The 16938-nt window shown below is 68.0% G+C and carries 12 protein-coding genes; 3 read left to right on the top strand and 9 right to left on the bottom strand.

Going from position 1 to position 16938, the window contains the following annotated elements; genetic code table 11:
- Positions 1 to 19 precede the first annotated feature (19 nt).
- From F0357_RS19695 to F0357_RS19685, 3 genes are all read left to right on the top strand, one after another.
- On the top strand, positions 20 to 964 hold the full coding sequence (locus tag F0357_RS19695) for a LysR family transcriptional regulator (protein ID WP_153488267.1): 945 nt from the start codon (positions 20 to 22) through the stop codon (positions 962 to 964).
- Positions 965 to 1113: 149 nt separating this feature from the next.
- Positions 1114 to 3186, top strand: a complete 2073-nt coding sequence (locus tag F0357_RS19690) for an oxidoreductase (RefSeq protein ID WP_246161778.1) — start codon at positions 1114 to 1116, stop codon at positions 3184 to 3186.
- Between the two features lie 56 nt (positions 3187 to 3242).
- Positions 3243 to 5345 (top strand): oxidoreductase, encoded by a 2103-nt coding sequence (locus F0357_RS19685; protein WP_153488262.1) that lies wholly within the window; start codon positions 3243 to 3245, stop codon positions 5343 to 5345.
- A gap of 171 nt (positions 5346 to 5516) precedes the next feature.
- Here the strand turns inward: F0357_RS19685 and F0357_RS19680 are convergent, their stop codons facing one another.
- The 9 genes from F0357_RS19680 to mdcA form a co-directional block, all read right to left on the bottom strand.
- Entirely contained in the window at positions 5517 to 7196 is a 1680-nt protein-coding gene (locus tag F0357_RS19680; protein ID WP_246161776.1) for an amidohydrolase, read from the bottom strand.
- Positions 7197 to 7364: 168 nt separating this feature from the next.
- On the bottom strand, positions 7365 to 9056 hold the full coding sequence (locus F0357_RS19675; protein ID WP_312861742.1) for an amidohydrolase: 1692 nt from the start codon (positions 9054 to 9056) through the stop codon (positions 7365 to 7367).
- Between the two features lie 1310 nt (positions 9057 to 10366).
- Complete coding sequence (locus tag F0357_RS19670; RefSeq protein ID WP_312861741.1) at positions 10367 to 11299, bottom strand: acyltransferase domain-containing protein; 933 nt, start codon at positions 11297 to 11299, stop codon at positions 10367 to 10369.
- On the bottom strand, positions 11296 to 12231 hold the full coding sequence (locus F0357_RS19665) for a triphosphoribosyl-dephospho-CoA synthase (RefSeq protein ID WP_208948489.1): 936 nt from the start codon (positions 12229 to 12231) through the stop codon (positions 11296 to 11298). Before F0357_RS19665 ends, F0357_RS19670 begins: the two co-directional genes overlap by 4 nt.
- 14 nt (positions 12232 to 12245) lie before the next feature.
- A complete protein-coding gene (mdcG, locus tag F0357_RS19660) occupies positions 12246 to 12929 on the bottom strand; it encodes a malonate decarboxylase holo-[acyl-carrier-protein] synthase (protein WP_153488253.1) in 684 nt (227 codons plus the stop codon).
- Entirely contained in the window at positions 12922 to 13650 is a 729-nt protein-coding gene (locus tag F0357_RS19655; RefSeq protein ID WP_153488251.1) for a biotin-independent malonate decarboxylase subunit gamma, read from the bottom strand. The genes mdcG and F0357_RS19655 overlap by 8 nt, the downstream gene beginning before the upstream one ends.
- Positions 13637 to 14560 (bottom strand): biotin-independent malonate decarboxylase subunit beta, encoded by a 924-nt coding sequence (locus F0357_RS19650; RefSeq protein ID WP_153488249.1) that lies wholly within the window; start codon positions 14558 to 14560, stop codon positions 13637 to 13639. Before F0357_RS19650 ends, F0357_RS19655 begins: the two co-directional genes overlap by 14 nt.
- On the bottom strand, positions 14557 to 14871 hold the full coding sequence (mdcC, locus tag F0357_RS19645) for a malonate decarboxylase acyl carrier protein (RefSeq protein WP_312861740.1): 315 nt from the start codon (positions 14869 to 14871) through the stop codon (positions 14557 to 14559). Before mdcC ends, F0357_RS19650 begins: the two co-directional genes overlap by 4 nt.
- Positions 14872 to 14880: 9 nt before the next feature.
- Positions 14881 to 16524, bottom strand: coding sequence for a malonate decarboxylase subunit alpha (gene mdcA, locus F0357_RS19640; protein ID WP_312861739.1), 1644 nt, complete (start codon positions 16522 to 16524; stop codon positions 14881 to 14883).
- Between the last annotated feature and the right edge of the window lie 414 nt (positions 16525 to 16938).

Here is a 16938-nt window from a genome sequence, read left to right as displayed (position 1 = left end):
GGGAGGGCGCGGCAGGTCCATGCGGTTCACCCTGCGTCAGCTCGAATATTTCATCGCCGCGGGGGAAACCGGCAGCATCACCCAGGCGTCCGAGCGGATCCACATCTCGCAGCCGTCGATCTCGGCCGCCATCACCCAGCTCGAGCAGGAGCTCGACTGCCAGCTCTTCATCCGCCACCACGCCCAGGGCCTGTCGCTGACGCCGGTCGGCCGGCAGATGCTGCTCGAGGCGAAGCGGCTTGTCGAGCAGGCCGGCTCGCTCTACTCGATCGGCAAGGCGGCGCGCGACGAAGTGCGCGGCCAGATCAATGTCGGCTGCCTCACCACCCTGGCGCCGATGGTGCTGCCCGAACTGTCGCTCTCCTTCACCCGTGGTTTCCCGCGGGTCACGGTGCGGCCGGTGACCGACCACCAGGAGGCTCTCCTCGGCGGGCTGCACCGGGCGACCCTCGACGTCTGCATCACCTACGATCTGCAAATCCCCGCCGACATCGATTTCGTGCCGCTCGCCGATCTTCCCGTCCACGTGCTGGTGGGCGAAAGCCATCCGCTTGCCCGGCGCTCGGCGGTGGCGCTCGAAGAGATCGTCGAGGAGCCGTTCATCCTGCTCGATCTGCCGCTCAGCCGCGAATATTTCCTCTCGCTGTTCTATCAGCGCAACCTGCAGCCGAACGTCGGCTACAAGTTCTTCCAGATGGATACGATCCGCACGATGGTCGCGAACGGCTACGGTTATACCCTCGCCAACGTGACCCCGCGCTCCGACTTCGCGCTCGACGGGCGACGCGTGGTGCGGGTGCCGCTGTCGGGCGAGCACCGGCCGATGACGCTCGGCTTCGCCACCCTGCGCCAGCTCGAGCCGACCCGCCTGCAGACCGCGTTCCTCAATCACGCCAAGGCGTTCATCTCCGACGCCTACATCCCCGGCATGGTGCCGCCGGCGATGGGGCGGCGGCGGGTCTGAGGCCTAGCTTCGGTCTTTCCGAAGCAGCGGCGCGCTTTTCTTTAGTTTGAAGAAATCAAGCCGCGTGATCTCCTGGACGCCCCGCCGCTGCGCTCCGTGACGCGCGGCCCGCCTGCGAAGGCATCCCGTTCGCGCCGTGGAGATCCATGTTGGCTGCGCCCTCCCCTTATGACGTCCTGTTCGAGCCCGTCCGCATCGGCCCGCTGACGGCCAAGAACCGGTTCTATCAGGTGCCCCATTGCAACGGCGGCGGCTATCGCGATCCGTCCGCGGCGGCGGCGATGCGCGGCATCAAGGCCGAGGGCGGCTGGGGGGTGATCTTCACCGAGCAGACCGAGATGCACCATTCCTCGGAGATCACGCCGTTCATCGAGCTCAGGCTCTGGGAAGACCAGGATATCCCGTCGATCGCCCGCATGGCCGAGGCGATGAAGACCCACGGCGCGCTCGCCGGCATCCAGCTCGCCTATTCGGGCATCAACGGCCCGAACATGTACACCAAGGAGGTGCCGCTTGCGCCTTCCGCCCTGCCGATCCGCACCTTCACCAACGATCCCGTCACCGCGCGGGCGATGGACAAGAAGGACATCGCCGACCTGCGCCGCTGGTTCGCCAACGCCGCGCGGCGCTGCCGGACCGCCGGCTTCGACCTGATCTGTCTCTACGGCGCCCACGGCTTCGGCATCTTCCAGCATTTCCTGTCGCGGGCGACCAACCAGCGCACCGACGAATATGGCGGCTCGCTCGAGAACCGCTCGCGCTTCGTCCGCGAGGTGATCGCCGACATGCGCGACGTGATCGGCGACGCCATGGCGATCACGCTGCGCGTCTCGCTCGACGAGACGATCGGCGACCTCGGCTTCTCCAATGCCGAGATGCGCGATTTCGTGGCCATGAACGCCGACCTGCCCGATCTCTGGGACCTCGCTCACGGCGCCTGGGAGGACTGCTCGGGTCCCTCACGCTTCAAGGAGGAGGCGGCGCAGGAGAGTCTGGTGCGCGGCATCCGCGCGTTGTCGTCGAAGCCCGTCGTCGGGGTCGGACGCTTCACGTCGCCCGACACGATGGTGCGCATGGTGCGCCAGGGCGTGCTCGACTTCATCGGCTGCGCCCGGCCCTCGATCGCAGACCCGTTTCTACCCAACAAGATCGCCGAGGGCCGCATCGACGACATCCGCGAGTGCATCGGCTGCAACATCTGCGTCACCGGCGACATGATCCAGGGCATGGGGCGCTGCACCCAGAACCCGACCTGGATGGAGGAATGGCGCCGCGGCTGGCATCCCGAGCGGATGAACCCGAAGGGCGACAGCGACAGCGTCCTCATCGTCGGCTCCGGCCCGGCGGGGCTGGAAGCGGCGTGGGGGCTCGCCCGGCGCGGCTATCAGGTCGCCGTCGCCGAGGCGCGCAGCGCGTTCGGCGGGCGGGTCACGCTGGAGCGCGCACTGCCCGGCCTCGCCGCCTGGGGTCGCGTCGTCGATTACCGGCTCTATCAGTTGCGCCAGCGCGACAATGTTCAGCTCTACGCGGACTCGCCGCTTACCGCCGACGAGATCCTCGAGTTCGGCTTCCAGCACGTCTGCGTCGCCACCGGCTCCCATTGGCGCTCCGACGGCGTCGCCCGCCAGCACGTGGTGCCGATCCCGACCGCCGGCGTGCTGCCGGTGTTCACCCCGGACGACATCATGGCGAACACCCTGCCGAGCGGGCATGTCGTCGTGTTCGACGACGATCATTTCTACATGGGCGGCGTCGTGGCGGAGGCCCTGGTGCGGGCCGGCGCCACGGTCACGCTGGTGACGCCCGCGCCCTATGTCTCGGATTGGACGCGCAACACCCTCGAACAGGGCACCATCCACCGCCACCTCGCGAGCCTCGGCGTCGATCTCGTGCTCAACACCGGGATCGCGTCCCTCGGCACCGACGGGGTCGAGCTCGCCTGCACCTATACCGACGCCCGCCGCCCGCTCGGCTGCGACGCCGTCGTCCTGGTGACGTCGCGCACCGGCGAGGACGGCGTCTACCGGGAATTGCTGGCGCGCGAAGCCGCCTTCGCCGACGCCGGCATCCTGTCCGTCAGCCTGATCGGCGACGCCGCCGCACCGGCCCCGATCGCCTGGGCGACCTTCGCCGGCCACCGCTATGCCCGCGATCTCGACGGCGCACCCTTGGGCGATGCCCTGCCCTTCCGCCGCGAAGTGACCGCGCTCGCCCCCGCCTGACGTCGCCCCGCTTCCGCCGACCGAACCCCGCCGACCATCCGCCGTGAGGACCCCCGATGAGCCGCGATCCGCGATACGACATCCTGTTCGAGCCCGTGCGGATCGGACCCGTCACCACCAAGAACCGCTTCTATCAGGTGCCCCATTGCAACGGCATGGGCTACCGCGATCCGACCGCCCAGGCGGCGATGCGCGCCATCAAGGCGGACGGCGGCTGGGGCGTCGTCTGCACCGAGCAGGTGGAGATCCACCCGACCGGCGACATCGGCCCCTTCATCGAATTACGCAATTGGTCGGATCAGGACGTGCCGGCGCTCGCGCGCATCGCGGAGGCCATTCACGCCCGCGGGGCGCTCGCCGGGCTCCAACTCGCCCACAACGGCATGAACGCGCCCAATCTCACCTCGCGCGAAATCCCGTTCGGCCCCACGGACCTGCCGGTCTTCTCGATCTTCAACGACCCGGTGCAGGCCCGCGCCATGGACAAGGCGGACATCAAGGCGCTCCGCCATTGGCATCGCGCCGCCGCCCTGCGCGCCAAGCGCGCCGAGTACGACCTGACCTACGTCTATGCGGGTAAACTCTTCGGCGGGGCGATGTTCTTCCTGTCCCGCCGCTTCAACGACCGCACCGACGAATATGGCGGCTCGCTGGAAAATCGCTGCCGTCTTTTGAAGGAGCTCATCGAGGACACCAAGGACGCCGTCGGCGACACCATGGCCGTCGCCTGCCGCATCTCGGTCGACGAATTGATGGGCGAGGAAGGCATCCACGCCGCCGAGGCGCGCGACATCATCGGCCACCTCGCCGAGTTGCCGGATCTGTGGGACCTCACCCTCTCGAGCTGGGACAACGACAGCCAGACCTCACGCTTCGCCGAAGAGGCCTATCAGGAACCCTTCGTGACCGGCATCAAGCGGCTCACCACCAAACCGGTGGTGGGCGTCGGGCGCTTCACCTCGCCCGACACGATGGTGCGCATGGTCCGCCAGGGCATCCTCGACCTGATCGGCGCGGCGCGCCCCTCGATCGCCGATCCGTACCTGCCGAAGAAGATCGAGGAGGGTCGCCCCGAAGACATCCGCGAGTGCATCGGCTGCAACATCTGCGTCTCCGGCGACCACACCATGTCGCCGATCCGCTGCACCCAGAACCCCTCGATGGGCGAGGAATGGCGCCGCGGCTGGCATCCGGAGGCGATCCGCGCGCGGGAGACCGAGGCGAAGGTCCTCGTCATCGGCGCCGGCCCGGCGGGCCTCGAGGCAGCGATGATGCTCGGCCGGCGCGGCTACGAGGTGGCGCTCGCGGAGGCGACGCGCCATCTCGGCGGCCGGCTCGTCGCGGAACGCCGCCTGCCCGGTCTCGCGGCCTGGGGCCGGGTGGTCGATTATCGCCTCGGCCAGATCGAGAAGACGGCGAACGTCTCGGTCTATCGCGAGAGCCCGCTCTCGGCCGAAGACGTGCTCGGTTTCGGCTTCGACCACGTCGTCATCGCGACGGGCGCGCGCTGGCGGCGCGACGGCGTCGGCCGGCGGCTGCAGAAGCCGATCCCGGTCGCGCCCGGCGCCCGGGTGATGAACCCCGACGATCTCCTCGCCGGGCTGCGGCCCGAATCCGGCCCCGTCGTCATCTTCGACGACGACCATTATTACATGGGCGGCGTGCTCGCCGAGTTGCTGGCCCGCGAGGGCCGCGAGGTCGCGCTCGTCACGCCGAGCGGCGAGGCCTCGAGCTGGATGGAAATGACGATGGAGCAGCACCGCGTGCAGGCGCGGCTCCTCGAGATCGGCGTCACCATCGTGCCGCACCGGCTCGTCACGGCGGTCGCGGCCGACCATGTGACGCTCGCCTGCGTCTATACCGGGCGCACCGAGCCGCGCCCGGCGGCCACCACCGTGATGGTGACCGCGCGCCTGCCCGAAAACGTCCTCGCCAAGGCTCTCGAGGCGCGGCGTCCCGAGTGGGCCGACGCGGGGCTCGCGAGCGTCACCGTGATCGGCGACGCTCTCGCCCCGGGCACGATCGCGGCGGCGGTCTGGTCGGGCCGGCGCTATGCCGAAGAGCTCGACGCCCCGCCCCGCGGCCTCGACGATCTGCCGTTCCTGCGCGAGGTCGCCGAACTCGCGGCGGGGCCCCTGCCCTGGCGCGCCGGCGCGTGACGCCGCGCAACTGGCCCTCCTCTAATTACAGAGCATTATCATCCGTTCTTTGTGCGAATATTCGCGTGAAATCGAATGCATCTCCATACATCCGATGCCACAACAACGTGCTACTGTAGTAAACATCAGACCTAAATCTACATACAGTGCAGCAATATCAGATGTGAGGCATCAGGCGTAACCGTCGTGCACGACCTTGCCGTTCATCACGGTCATGGCGACCTTGGTGCTGTGGATCTCGTGCGGGGCGACGTCGAAGAGGTTCCTCTCCATGACCACAAGATCGGCGAACTTGCCGACCTCGATGGAACCGACCTCGTGGTCCATGCCCAACTGGTACGCCGACCCCATCGTGGCCGCCTTCAGCGCCGCCGCGAGCGAAATGACTTCCCCGGCCGGTGCCAGTTGAGGTCCGTTCGGCTTGTTCATCTCGCGCCGGGTGGTCGCGACCTCGATCGCGTCGAGGGGACGATAGGTGCTGTAGTAGCCGGCGGCCGGCCAATCAGTGCCAAGCGACACGACCCCACCTCGACGGAGGATGGACCCCCAAGGATAGAGTTGATCGCAGCGAGGCGGCCCCAGACGGGCTCGGGCGATCGCCTGGGACGGATCCGGCACCGCCCACTGCGTCGAGAACTGCCCTACGACGCCGAGCTGGGCGAAACGTGGAATGTCGTCCGGCGCGATCAAGAACAGATGGGCCAAAGCGTTGCGCCGATCACGCGGCGGATTGGCCTTGATGGCAGCCTCGAAGCTGTCCAATGACAGGTGCGTCGCGCGGTCGCCGTAGGAATGGATGTGGATGTCAATCCCAGCGAGGTCGGCACGCCGAATGATGTCGGCAAAGACCGAGGGCGACAGCAGCGTATCGCCGCTGGTTTCGGGTGCGTCGGCATAGGGCGCGAAGAACGCGGCGGTCCGCTGCGCGTCGCCGCCATCAATGTTCAGCTTCAGCACCGAAGCCTTCACGAGCTCCGAGTTGAATTCCCGACGCAGGGCCTCGATGATTGGGACTGGGTCGACGGCCGGGTTGTTGTAGTAGTGGCAGCCGACGACCCGAAACGGTAATCTTCCCGCGCGCTCCAGCCTCGAGTAGATTTCGAACCCCTCTGTGTCCGGAATGACTTGCATGCCAGCATCGAAAAGCGTGGTGATGCCGGCGGCAGACGCGGCGGGGAGCCATTCCACGAGCGATTCGGCGACGTATTCCGCATTGAAAGGCTCGATAGCGTTGTTAACGCGGACGACGGCTGGAACTTCCACGAGATAGCCGGTCGGTTTGGCGCTCGACGGATCGCGTTCGAAGTAGCTGAATCCGGGCAAAGGATCCTTCGTATCCTTCGTGATCCCGGCGAGAGCCAAAGCCTGCGAGTTGACCCAGCCGCTGTGTCCGTCGATGGCGATAAGGATCACCGGCTTGTCGGGCCACAGCGCGTCGAGATCCTCCTTGCGTGGGCCGGTCGGTGGGAAGGCGTTGTAGCGCCAGCCGTAGCCACGAACGACGTCTCCATTGTCGCCATGGGCCTTGAGCGCCGCCAGCATTTCCGCCTTTGTGTCGAACTGCAGGTCGACGCCCCTGGTCAAGGTCGCACCGACCAGTGGATGGATGTGCCCCTCGACGAAACCGGGCAGCAACATCTTGCCCGCGAGATCGACGACACGGGTCTTCGACCCTATCAGGGACTGCACACCGGCGTCGTCACCCACATAGACAATACGCTTTCCCTTGACGGCGACTGCTCGCGCCCAGGGATTCGCGTCGGAGACCGTGTAGACCGGACCGTTCTTGAAGACGATGTCGGCGGTCCCGTCGTCCGGTGCCGCGACTGCCTCAGCAACAAAGAGCGGCATGGACGTGGCGGCAAAGACACCGACCGCGGCGACTCCTCCACCGTGCAGCGCCTGGCGTCGTGTCAGACCTTTGCGTCCGATTGCCGCCGGTGCCGCAAACCAATCCCCGTAGGTCGCCCAATAACACCCTATGCACATAACAAGTCGCCTCTTTGGATAAGCCTTCGTTCAGACTTTCGCCTGATGCGTCACCCGTCCGTTCATCACCGTCATCAGAACTCGGGTCTTGTGGATGTCCTGTGGGGCGACTTCGAATAGATTCCTTTCCAGCACCACGAGGTCTGCGAATTTGCCAACCTCGATCGAGCCGATTTCGTGCTCCATCCGGATCTGGTAGGCGGGGCCGAGCGTGTTCGCCCGGATCGCGGCGTCGAGCGAGATTGCTTGGTCGAACGGCCGCAGCTGCGGACCTTGAGGTTTGTTGAGTTCGCGTCGGGTTGTCGCCACCTCGATCCCGTCGAGCGGACGGTAGGTGCTGTAATAGCCTGCGGCCGGCCAGTCGGCGCCGAATGAAAGAACGCCGCCGTGGTCGAGGACCGATTTCATCGTGAGCATGGCGTCGCCCCGGACCGCGCCGAAGCGCGAGCGGGTGACACCCATGTTCTGTAGGTCCGGACACGCCCAATGCGCCGAATATTGCGCGATGACGCCGAGCTCGCCGAAGCGCGGCGCATCCTGTGAGTCGACCAAAGAGAGGTGAGCGAGCGCATTCCGGCGATCGCGCGGCGGATTGGCTTTTATCGCCGCCTCGATGGCGTCGAGCGACAGCCGAGTTGCCCGGTCACCGAAAGAGTGCACATGGATGTCGATGCCATCGCGATCGGCACGCCTGATGATGTCTGCGAATACTTCCGGCGGAAGCAACGTGTCGCCGCTCGTCTCCAGCCTATCTGAATAGGGGGCGAGAAGTGCCGCCGTGTACTGCGGGTCGCCACCGTCGATGTTCAGCTTGAGCACCGACGCCTTCACCAGCTCCGAGTTGAATTCCCGCTGCAGCGCGTGGATCACCGGCACGGGGTCGACGTCAGGCTGGTTGTGGTAATGCGAGCCGACGACCCGGAGCGACAACTCGCCTGCCCGTTCAAGCTGCGAATAGAGCGCGAAGCCCTCTTGATCCGGCAGAACTTGGATGCCGGCGTCGAAGACGGCGGTGATTCCCGCGGCGGCGGCCTTGGGAAGCCAGTCCGCGAGACCCGCGGCCACATAGTCCCGGCTGAACGGCTCGATGGCGCTGCTGACCATCAGCACGACCGGCGGCTCAACGAGATACCCGGTCGGCTCGCCGGTCGCAACATCGCGCTCGAAATAGCTGAAGCCGGGGATCGGGTCCTTGGTGTCCTTCGTCACTCCGGCGAGAACCAGTGCCAGCGAGTTGACCCAGGCGGCATGCCCGTCGATCGCCAGGAGGATGACGGGCTTGTCGGGCCAGATGGCGTCGAGGTCCTCCTTTCGTGGGCCGCTCGCCGGAAAGGCGCAGTACCGCCAGCCAAAACCACGGACCACGTCCATCGTCGTCGTCTTGCTGCGATAGGCGCTGAGCACATCGAGCGTCTCCTCGCGGGTATCGAATTGGAGATCGACACCGCGCGTCAGGGCCGCCCCTACGAGAGGATGAGTGTGGCCCTCGACGAAGCCCGGGAGCAATATCTTGCCCTCGAGGTCTACGATGCGCGTCTTCGATCCGATGAAAGGCTTAACTCCCGCGTCCTCTCCGACGAAGACGATACGCTTTCCCTTCACAGCCACAGCGCGCGCCCACGGTCTTGCCCTATCGACCGTATAGACTGGGCCATTCCTGAATACGATGTCGGCCGTCTCGTCGTCGGGCTCAGCGACCGCTTCCGCGACGAAGGAAGGCACAGACGTGGCTGCGAGGGCTCCGACGGCGACGGTGCCGCCTCCGCGCAAAGCCTGACGGCGCGTTAGACCACTCCGCCCAGTTTTTGGAGATGCGGCGAACCAATCCCGATAAGTTGCCCAGTGGCATCCGATGCACATCACTATTTCTCCTGGGATAGAGAGGCCGATCGCCCCGGGTGTTCTCTAGCCGGCGCGGCCGCGCCATGGCTCATCTAGTCCCACTTCTGTACAGAAGCACCCACACGCTGGTCCCGGTGCGTCTCTCCCCAGGCTCTCCGCTTGCTTGGCCATGCCGCCCATCAAGACGACGAGGACCCAGACTTTGTGGATAGTCTCCGACGGGACACCGCCGAGATTCGCCGCGCGCACGATGAGAAGAGCCTCCTCGAACTGCAGGAGCGGTGAGATCTCGTCGATGTCGACCCCGACATGGCGATGCCGAACGTGTCGCTTCGACGTGAATGCACATGCCGAATCCGGCGCGGTGGGTCGCCTCGATCCGCTTCCTGCCGAGGGCACCGTGAGTTGATGGCGTCGAACTTGCAAAAAGCCAGAGGGTCTCAGCCGGCACGGGGATTTCGGCGGCCGACCCATGGACGGCGCCGCGATGGCCCCGGCCACGAACCCTCCGGCGCCAAGCAGAACATACCGCTGCGAGCCATTGTCGTGCCGCAAAAATCTCGATCATTTCCAGAATGGGCACCTGACTCGGATCCGTCCTTCCACCGACGCCCCCGTCCGAATGTTGCGCCCAAGATGACAGCCCGCCTCAACGAACGTGCGGATGGGTGGAGCATGCGTCGGATGAATTTCAGTTCGACCGCGTCGCATTTGAGTTTAACGACGAGGCACGAATGCCTCCACCTCACCATGTTATGCGAATTGGCCGAATACTTATGGGGTTCGGCGGGCGAGATTTGAACTGATGACCATGACAGCTTGCACTTCCGCCAATCCCATGGCCCTCAAACTGGCGAAGGGGGAAAGGAATCCAGGAGCCACTTCCGCAACCGACTCTTCCAGCGATCTGCGCCGCCATCATCGCCGCAATCCCGATGGGGTTGAGCTGATCACGTCCACAATGCCCTCGCCCCGGGCACGATCGCGGCGGCCGTCCGGTCCGACCGGCGCTTTGCCGAAGAGCTCGACGCAACGCCCCACAGCCTCGACGATCTGCCCTTCCCGCGCGAAGTCGCCGAACTCGCCCCGGGTCCCCTGCCCTGGCGCACCGGCCTCGCTTCACGCCGCTTCGGCGTGGATCAAGTGCATGATGGGGCGCAGTCCCAAGGACAATTCGGCGCGGCGGCCGCTTAGCCGCCGCTCCTTGCGAGCCAAGCGTTGAGGCCGTCGAGCGTCGCGAAATCCGCAGTGGTGCGGGCCGCGCCGGGCGGGAAATAGGCTTGGGCCATGCGGGCGAGCGCGCCGCCGGGGCCGAGTTCGAGGGCGATCTCCGCCCCGGCGCTGCGGCAGGATTCGAGACAGGCCGCCCAATCGATCGGCTGCGCGATCTGCGCCGCGAGCTTTAAGACGCCATCGGCGAGCGTCCAGACGGTGCGGCCGTCGAGCCCGGAGAGAAGACGGATGCGGCCGCCGGGTAGCCGCGGCCCCTCGGCGTCGAGGGCTACGCGGAACGGCTCGACCGCCGCGGCGAGCCAGGCGGTGTGAGACGGCACGGCGACCGGCAGGATCACGGTGCGCGTCGCGCCCGCGGCCGCGGCACGGGCACAGACCTCGTCGAGCGCCGCGCGGGCGCCACCAACGACGAAGCTGTCCTCGCCGTTGACGATCGCTATGGCCGCCCCGGCCGTGCCCAGGATCGGCTCGAGCACACCGCGGCGCAGCCCCACGAGGCCGGCCAAACCGTGGTTCGCCGGCGCGGCGCGGTCCATGGCCTCGGCGCGCAGGCGGGCGAGCCGCAGCACCGCGCCGTCGTCGAGCGCACCGGCGCAGCCCCAGGCGGCAAGTTCGCCGACGCTGTAGCCGGCGATGACCAGCCGGCCGTCTCCGGACGCGATGGTCCGCATTGCCGCGAGCGCCTGGGTGCAGCACAGGATCTGAGCCGGGACGTTGTCGTGGATCGGGGCGCCGTCGCGCCGCACGAAGGCGACCGGGTCCTCGCCGAGCACCGCGGCCGCCGCCGCGAAAACCGGCGCCGCGGCGGGCGCATCGGCGAAGAGATCGAACATGCCCGGGTGCTGCGCGCCCTGCCCGGAGCACAGAATGGCGAATAGGGGGCGGCTCACGAAGCGCCCTCGTCGGGTTCGAGGCGGTCGACGAACAGCGTCATCGCCAGAAGGTCGGCGCATCCGCCGGGGCTCAGGTTGCGCGCCACGAAGGCGGCGTGGATGGCCGCGGCCTGCGCCTGCCAATCGGAGGCCCCGACGCCGCCCGCAGCGAGGAAGCCCGCGGCCGTCGTCGCGGCGAAGCGGGCGCCGTCCGCACCGCCGCGATGCAGGAGATTGGTATCGACGACGCCGGCGATCAGCGCGAAGCAGGCCTGGATCGCCGCGCCGGCCTCGCCGGCGAGCCGGCGGCCTTCACGCAAGGCCGGCAGACCGATGCCGTAGACGCTGCGGAAGCCGCCCACCGCTTCGGCCCGCGCCCCACCCGCCCCGTGGCGCCGCAGCACGCCCGCACCGTGGCTGCCGTCCGGCACCGGCGCGCCTGCGATCGCCGGGCCCCAGCGCGTTGCGACGACGCCGCCGAGGCAGGTAGCGGCGAGGAGGCTACCGTCCGCCCGCCGCACGGCGACGTCACCGGCGGCGGCGGTGAGGAGACCGAGACCGAAGATCGCACCGCGGTGGGTGTTGATCCCGCCCGTCGCCGCGAGCATCGCCGCCTCGGCGCGCAGTCCGATGGCCCTCAGGGTCTCCATGCCGGCGGCGCGGCCACCGGCTGCGGCGAGTTCGATGAAGAAGGGATGGAGCGCGTCGATGCTCGCCCGCAGCGTTCCCGCGTCCATGTCGCGATGGCTGCCGCGGTCGACATGGCTGACCAAACCGGGCTTCGGCCAGGCGGCGAGCTCGGCGCGCAGCACGGTCACCGCGACCGCTGCGATCTCGTCGGCGGCGGCGTCCGGGTGTCGGGCAGCGGAGGCCCGGCCGCGGAGGTCCTGGGCCGCCTCGGCGCCTCTCGGCACGAGGCCGAGGAGGCGATCGTCGCTCCGGTGGAGCATGGAGGGCCCTCCGGTCACAGCAATTCTCCGGCGGGCGCGATGCGGACGCCGTCCATCGCCTTCACGAGCACTTCGCCCGCGCCCGGCTCCGATCGCGACCGTACGAGCTCGCGCCAATTCACCGCCTCGCCGGAGGCGAAGACGAACTCGCCGTCGATGCGCACCGGTCCGGCGCGGTCGATTTCCTCGATTGCGCGGAGAAGCCCCATGCGATCGGTCGCCTCCCCGATCGGCCAGATCACATCGATGTCTGAGCTGGGCGTCAGATAAGCGAGACCGGTGAGATGCTGCCAGAGCAGGCTTCCGAAGCAGCGCGGCATGCTGCCATGGGCATCCCCAGCCAGCATCAGGGCGTCGAGTGCGGAAGCCCAAGCCGGAGGCGCGCGATCCGCGGCCTCCACGAGACGGAGCGGCGGGCGGCGTTCGATGGTCGCCGCCTCGGGCAGGATCAGGGCGATGCGCGCCTTGCCCCGCGCCGGCGGGAGGGGCACGCCGACCGGCACACCGGACGGCTCGTCCGGCGTGCGCCGCCGCACCATCGCCGGGAAGCCGGCGGCGGCCCAACCGGCGACGAGATCGTCGGCGGCATGAGGCGTGCCGGCGAGTGCGGCCGTCCACGCTGTCGGATCGAGCACGAGGAGGTCGTGCCGCCGCAGCGCTGCGACGGCCCCGCCCGTCCGATGGCGTGGCTCAGCCATGCCCCGCGGCGTCCGCAACGACGCGCGCGGCGATGGCATGGGCTTGCAGCCGCCCCTTGCGCTCGAACCCGGTGACGTCGCGGGTATCGTTGAAATCCGGCGCGCCGCGCGCGGCGGCCGCCTTCAAGAGGGCAGCGGCCTCCGCCACGCTCCACGTCTCGGCGATGGCGCCGGTCGCGTACAGCGGCTCGAGCCCGGGCGCGAAGATCGGCGTCGTCTTGGCGAGCGCCGTCAGCTCTTCGAGCGGCAGCTTGGTGACGCGCGAGATCGACGGCAGGTCCATCACGCTCGGGCTCGCATCGGGCAGCGCGACGAGGATCTGGGTCGACAGCGCGGTCGAAATGAAGGCGCCGGCGGCGGCGGGACCGTAGAGCACGCCGATCGTCGCGACGCCCTCGAGCGCCGCGAGGCTGAGGCACTTGCCGAGGTGCGCCAGGAACTCGTTGAGGCCGAGCAGTTCGTCGCGGCGCGCCATGGTCTGGCTCGACGTATCGACGAGGACGACGAGGGTCGACGCGGCCTTCGTCTCGACGAGGTCGAGCACGTGACCGGCGAGCACGAGGGCGCCGTCGATGCCGAGCGACGTGCCGTCGACGATCCCGATCACCGCGACGTCCGCAGCGCCGTCGATCTTGGCCGTGCCCGACACCGTGCCGTGAGGGCCGCGGGCGACCGCGTGGCCGGCGGGAAAGAGGGCGGCGAGAACCTCATCGAGCGTCATGGCCGGCCTCCTTCAGCCGCGGGAGCGCGGTAAACGCCTCCTCGTTCACGGTCGCGATCGCCGCAGGCTCGGCGAGGCCCGCCTTGTGCCAGATCTCCGGGGCGTCGCGGCACGAACCATAGGCGGAAAGGCGCGCCGCGAGGCGGGCCTGTTCGGCGCGCAGCGTGGCGAGGTCGAAGGGCGCCGCCGCGCCGATCTCTTCGATCGCGGCCGCCCGGAAATCGGCGATGCGATCGCGCACGAAGCGGTCGGCGCCGCCCATCATGGCGCGCGTCCGCCCGCCGGTGACGCGCCAGACGAGGCCCTTATCCTTGGAATCGAATTCCTCGACGCCCTTGTTGGTCTCGATGACTTCCGGGCCGCTGACGCCGATGCGGCCGTGCTCGGACACGATGATGCGGCTGCAGAAGGCGGTGACGATGCCGCCACCGCCGAACGCGCCCGACCGGCCGCCGACGAGGGCGAGGACCGGCACGCCTGCGCGGCGCGCCGCGGCGATCGCATGCAGCGTCTCCGCGATGGCGAGTTCGCCCGCATTGGCCTCCTGGAGGCGCACCCCGCCGGTGTCGAGCAGGATGAGGACGGCGGCGACGCCCTTCGCGGCGTTGTCGCGTGCCGCACGCAGGAGGCCCACCAGCTTGGCGCCGTGCACCTCGCCGAAGGCACCACCCATGAAGCGGCCCTCCTGCGCGGCGACGTAGACGCGCTTGCCCCCGAGCAGCCCCTCACCGATCACCATGCCGTCGTCGAAGGCGCCGGTGAGGCCGAACAAGGCGAGGTGCGGACTGATGGTCCGGGTCTCGGGTCCGACAAATTCGCGGAACGAGCCGGCATCGAGGACGCCGAGGACGCGGTCGCGCGCCGAGGCCTCGTAATAATCGTGGCTCAACAGATCGATCAGATCGCTCATACGTCGATCTCCATCCGGCGAACGCCCTGCCTCAGCCGCAGGCTGACGACGTCGGGCTTAGCCCCGCCGTCGTTGATGTCGAAGCGCAGACCGCCGGTCGCGGCGCGGTCGAAGAAATCCTCGATCACCGCCTGCCAGAGATCCCGGTAGCCGGTGACCGCCGTGGTCACGGCGACGACGCTCTCCGTCTCGGGCAGCACCCGCTCGACCAGAACCTCGATGTTGCCGGACGTGTTCACGCCGACGACGGCTTGCCGGCACGTTCCCGCCGCCCGGCGCGCGCTCGATGTGCGGACCTCGAACTGCTCCACGGGCGCCTCCTACCAGTTGCGGAATTTCGACGGCGGGACATAGAGCCCGCCCGACCAGGACGCGAGATCCTCGATGGAATGGGCCGCGAGGAGCTGCCGCGTCGCCATGAGGGGATCGATGCCGAGATCCTCCGGCCGTCGGATCACGCCCCGCGCCCGCAACGCCTCGACGGCGGCGCGGTCGCGCGCGCGGCCGACCGGCGTGAAGCCGGCGATGCCGCGGATCGCCTGCTCGCGCTCGGCCGCCGTGCGGCAGAGGAGCAGATTGGCGATGCCCTCTTCGGTGACGATGTGGCTGACGTCGTCGCCGTAGATCATCACCGGAGCGAGAGCGAGATCGAGCTCTTCGGCCATCTTCACGCTGTCGAGCTCTTCGACGAAGGTCGGCACGAGCTTCTCACCGAACGTCTCGACCATCTGGACCACGAGCTTGCGGCCGCGCGTCAGCGACGTCGGTCCGTCCACCGCCTCGCGCCCTGCGGTGAGCCAGGCCTTGGAGGCATGGCGGCGGCCGCGGGCATCGGAGCCCATGTTCGGCGCGCCGCCGAAGCCGGCGATGCGCCCCGACGTGAAGGTCGAGCTGTTGCCCTGCAGATCGATCTGCAGGGTCGAGCCGATGAACATGTCGCAGGCATAGAGGCCGGCGGTCTGGCACATGAGGCGGTTGGAGCGCAGCGTCCCGTCGTGGCCGGTGAAGTAGATGTCGCTGCGGGCCTGCATGTAGGCATCCATGCCCACTTCGCTGCCGAAGGAATGGATCTGCTCGACCCACCCGCTTTCGATCGCCGGGATCAGGGTCGGATGCGGATTGAGCGCCCAATGGGTGGCGACCTTGCCCTTGAGGCCGAGGCTTTCGCCGTAGGTCGGCAGGATCAGTTCGATCGCGGCGGTCGGGAAGCCGATGCCGTGATTGAGGCGCTGCACACCGTAGGGGGCATAGATCCCCTTCAGCGCCATCATGGCCATCAGGATCTGCGTCTCGGTCACGCTGGCCGGATCGCGAGTGAACAACGGCTCGACATAGAAGGGCCGGTCCGCCGCGATCACGAAATCGATCATGTCGGCCGGAATGTCGACGCGCGGAACCCGGTCGACGATCTCGTTGACCTGGGCGACCACGATGCCGGACTTGAAGGCGGTCGCCTCCACGATGGTCGGCGTGTCCTCGGTGTTCGGCCCGGTATAGAGGTTGCCGTCACGGTCGGCCTTGACGGCGGCGATCAGCGCGACGTTCGGGGTCAGATCGACGAAATAGCGCGCGAAGAGCTCGATGTAGGTGTGGACGGCCCCGAGTTCGATCTGGCCGGCGCTGAGCGCGCGGGCGATGGCGTGGCTCTGCGGACCGGCATAGGAGAAGTCGAGCTTGCGGGCGATGCCCTTCTCGAACAGGTCGAGATGGGCCTGAAGCACCACGCCGGACTGCACGACGTGGAGATTGTTGATCGTCGCCGGATCGACCGCCGCCAGGGCGTCGGCGAGGAAATCGGCCTGTTTCTGATTGTCGCCTTCGAGGCAGACGCGATCGCCCGACCGCACGACGGCCTCGATCAGAGCCTGCGCGTCCGCCACGGCGACGACCTTGCCTTTCGCGAGGTGGGCGGCGGCGTTCAGACGGGATTGCCGCTCCTCCCGTTGCGTATTCCAGACGCGCACGAGGTTCCTCCGCGATGTGTCTCGAACCTTGGATCGGAGCGGCGACGAGACGCCGCCTGCGACCGCACCGAGCGCCGAGGAAGCCCGGTTCAAGGGTGGCCTCCGCACCGATCACGAAATCGGTATCAGATCGATCGACCGTTGTCGCCTGCGTGCTGGACGGTCGTTCAAAAAGGGCTTCGGGGCCCGCTCTCAAGCGCGCCGCGACGTGCCAGATCCGGCCGAATGATGCGGATTCGCATACGAAAGGCGATGCGACTTCACATCGCCTTCTTTTCATTCCCGCCACGCTCGAACATAAATCCCTGAGATGACAGCGTTTTCGTAGCGCGCCGAACGTGGCACGCCGTTTGCCATCTCTCACATGCGCTCTGAGGGGATTGATGTGTCCATGAGGACCCGGCCGGCCGGATG

It is taken from the genome of Segnochrobactrum spirostomi, assembly GCF_009600605.1.
Classification (GTDB): domain Bacteria; phylum Pseudomonadota; class Alphaproteobacteria; order Rhizobiales; family Segnochrobactraceae; genus Segnochrobactrum; species Segnochrobactrum spirostomi.
This window is presented reverse-complemented; position numbering and strand designations above follow the sequence as displayed.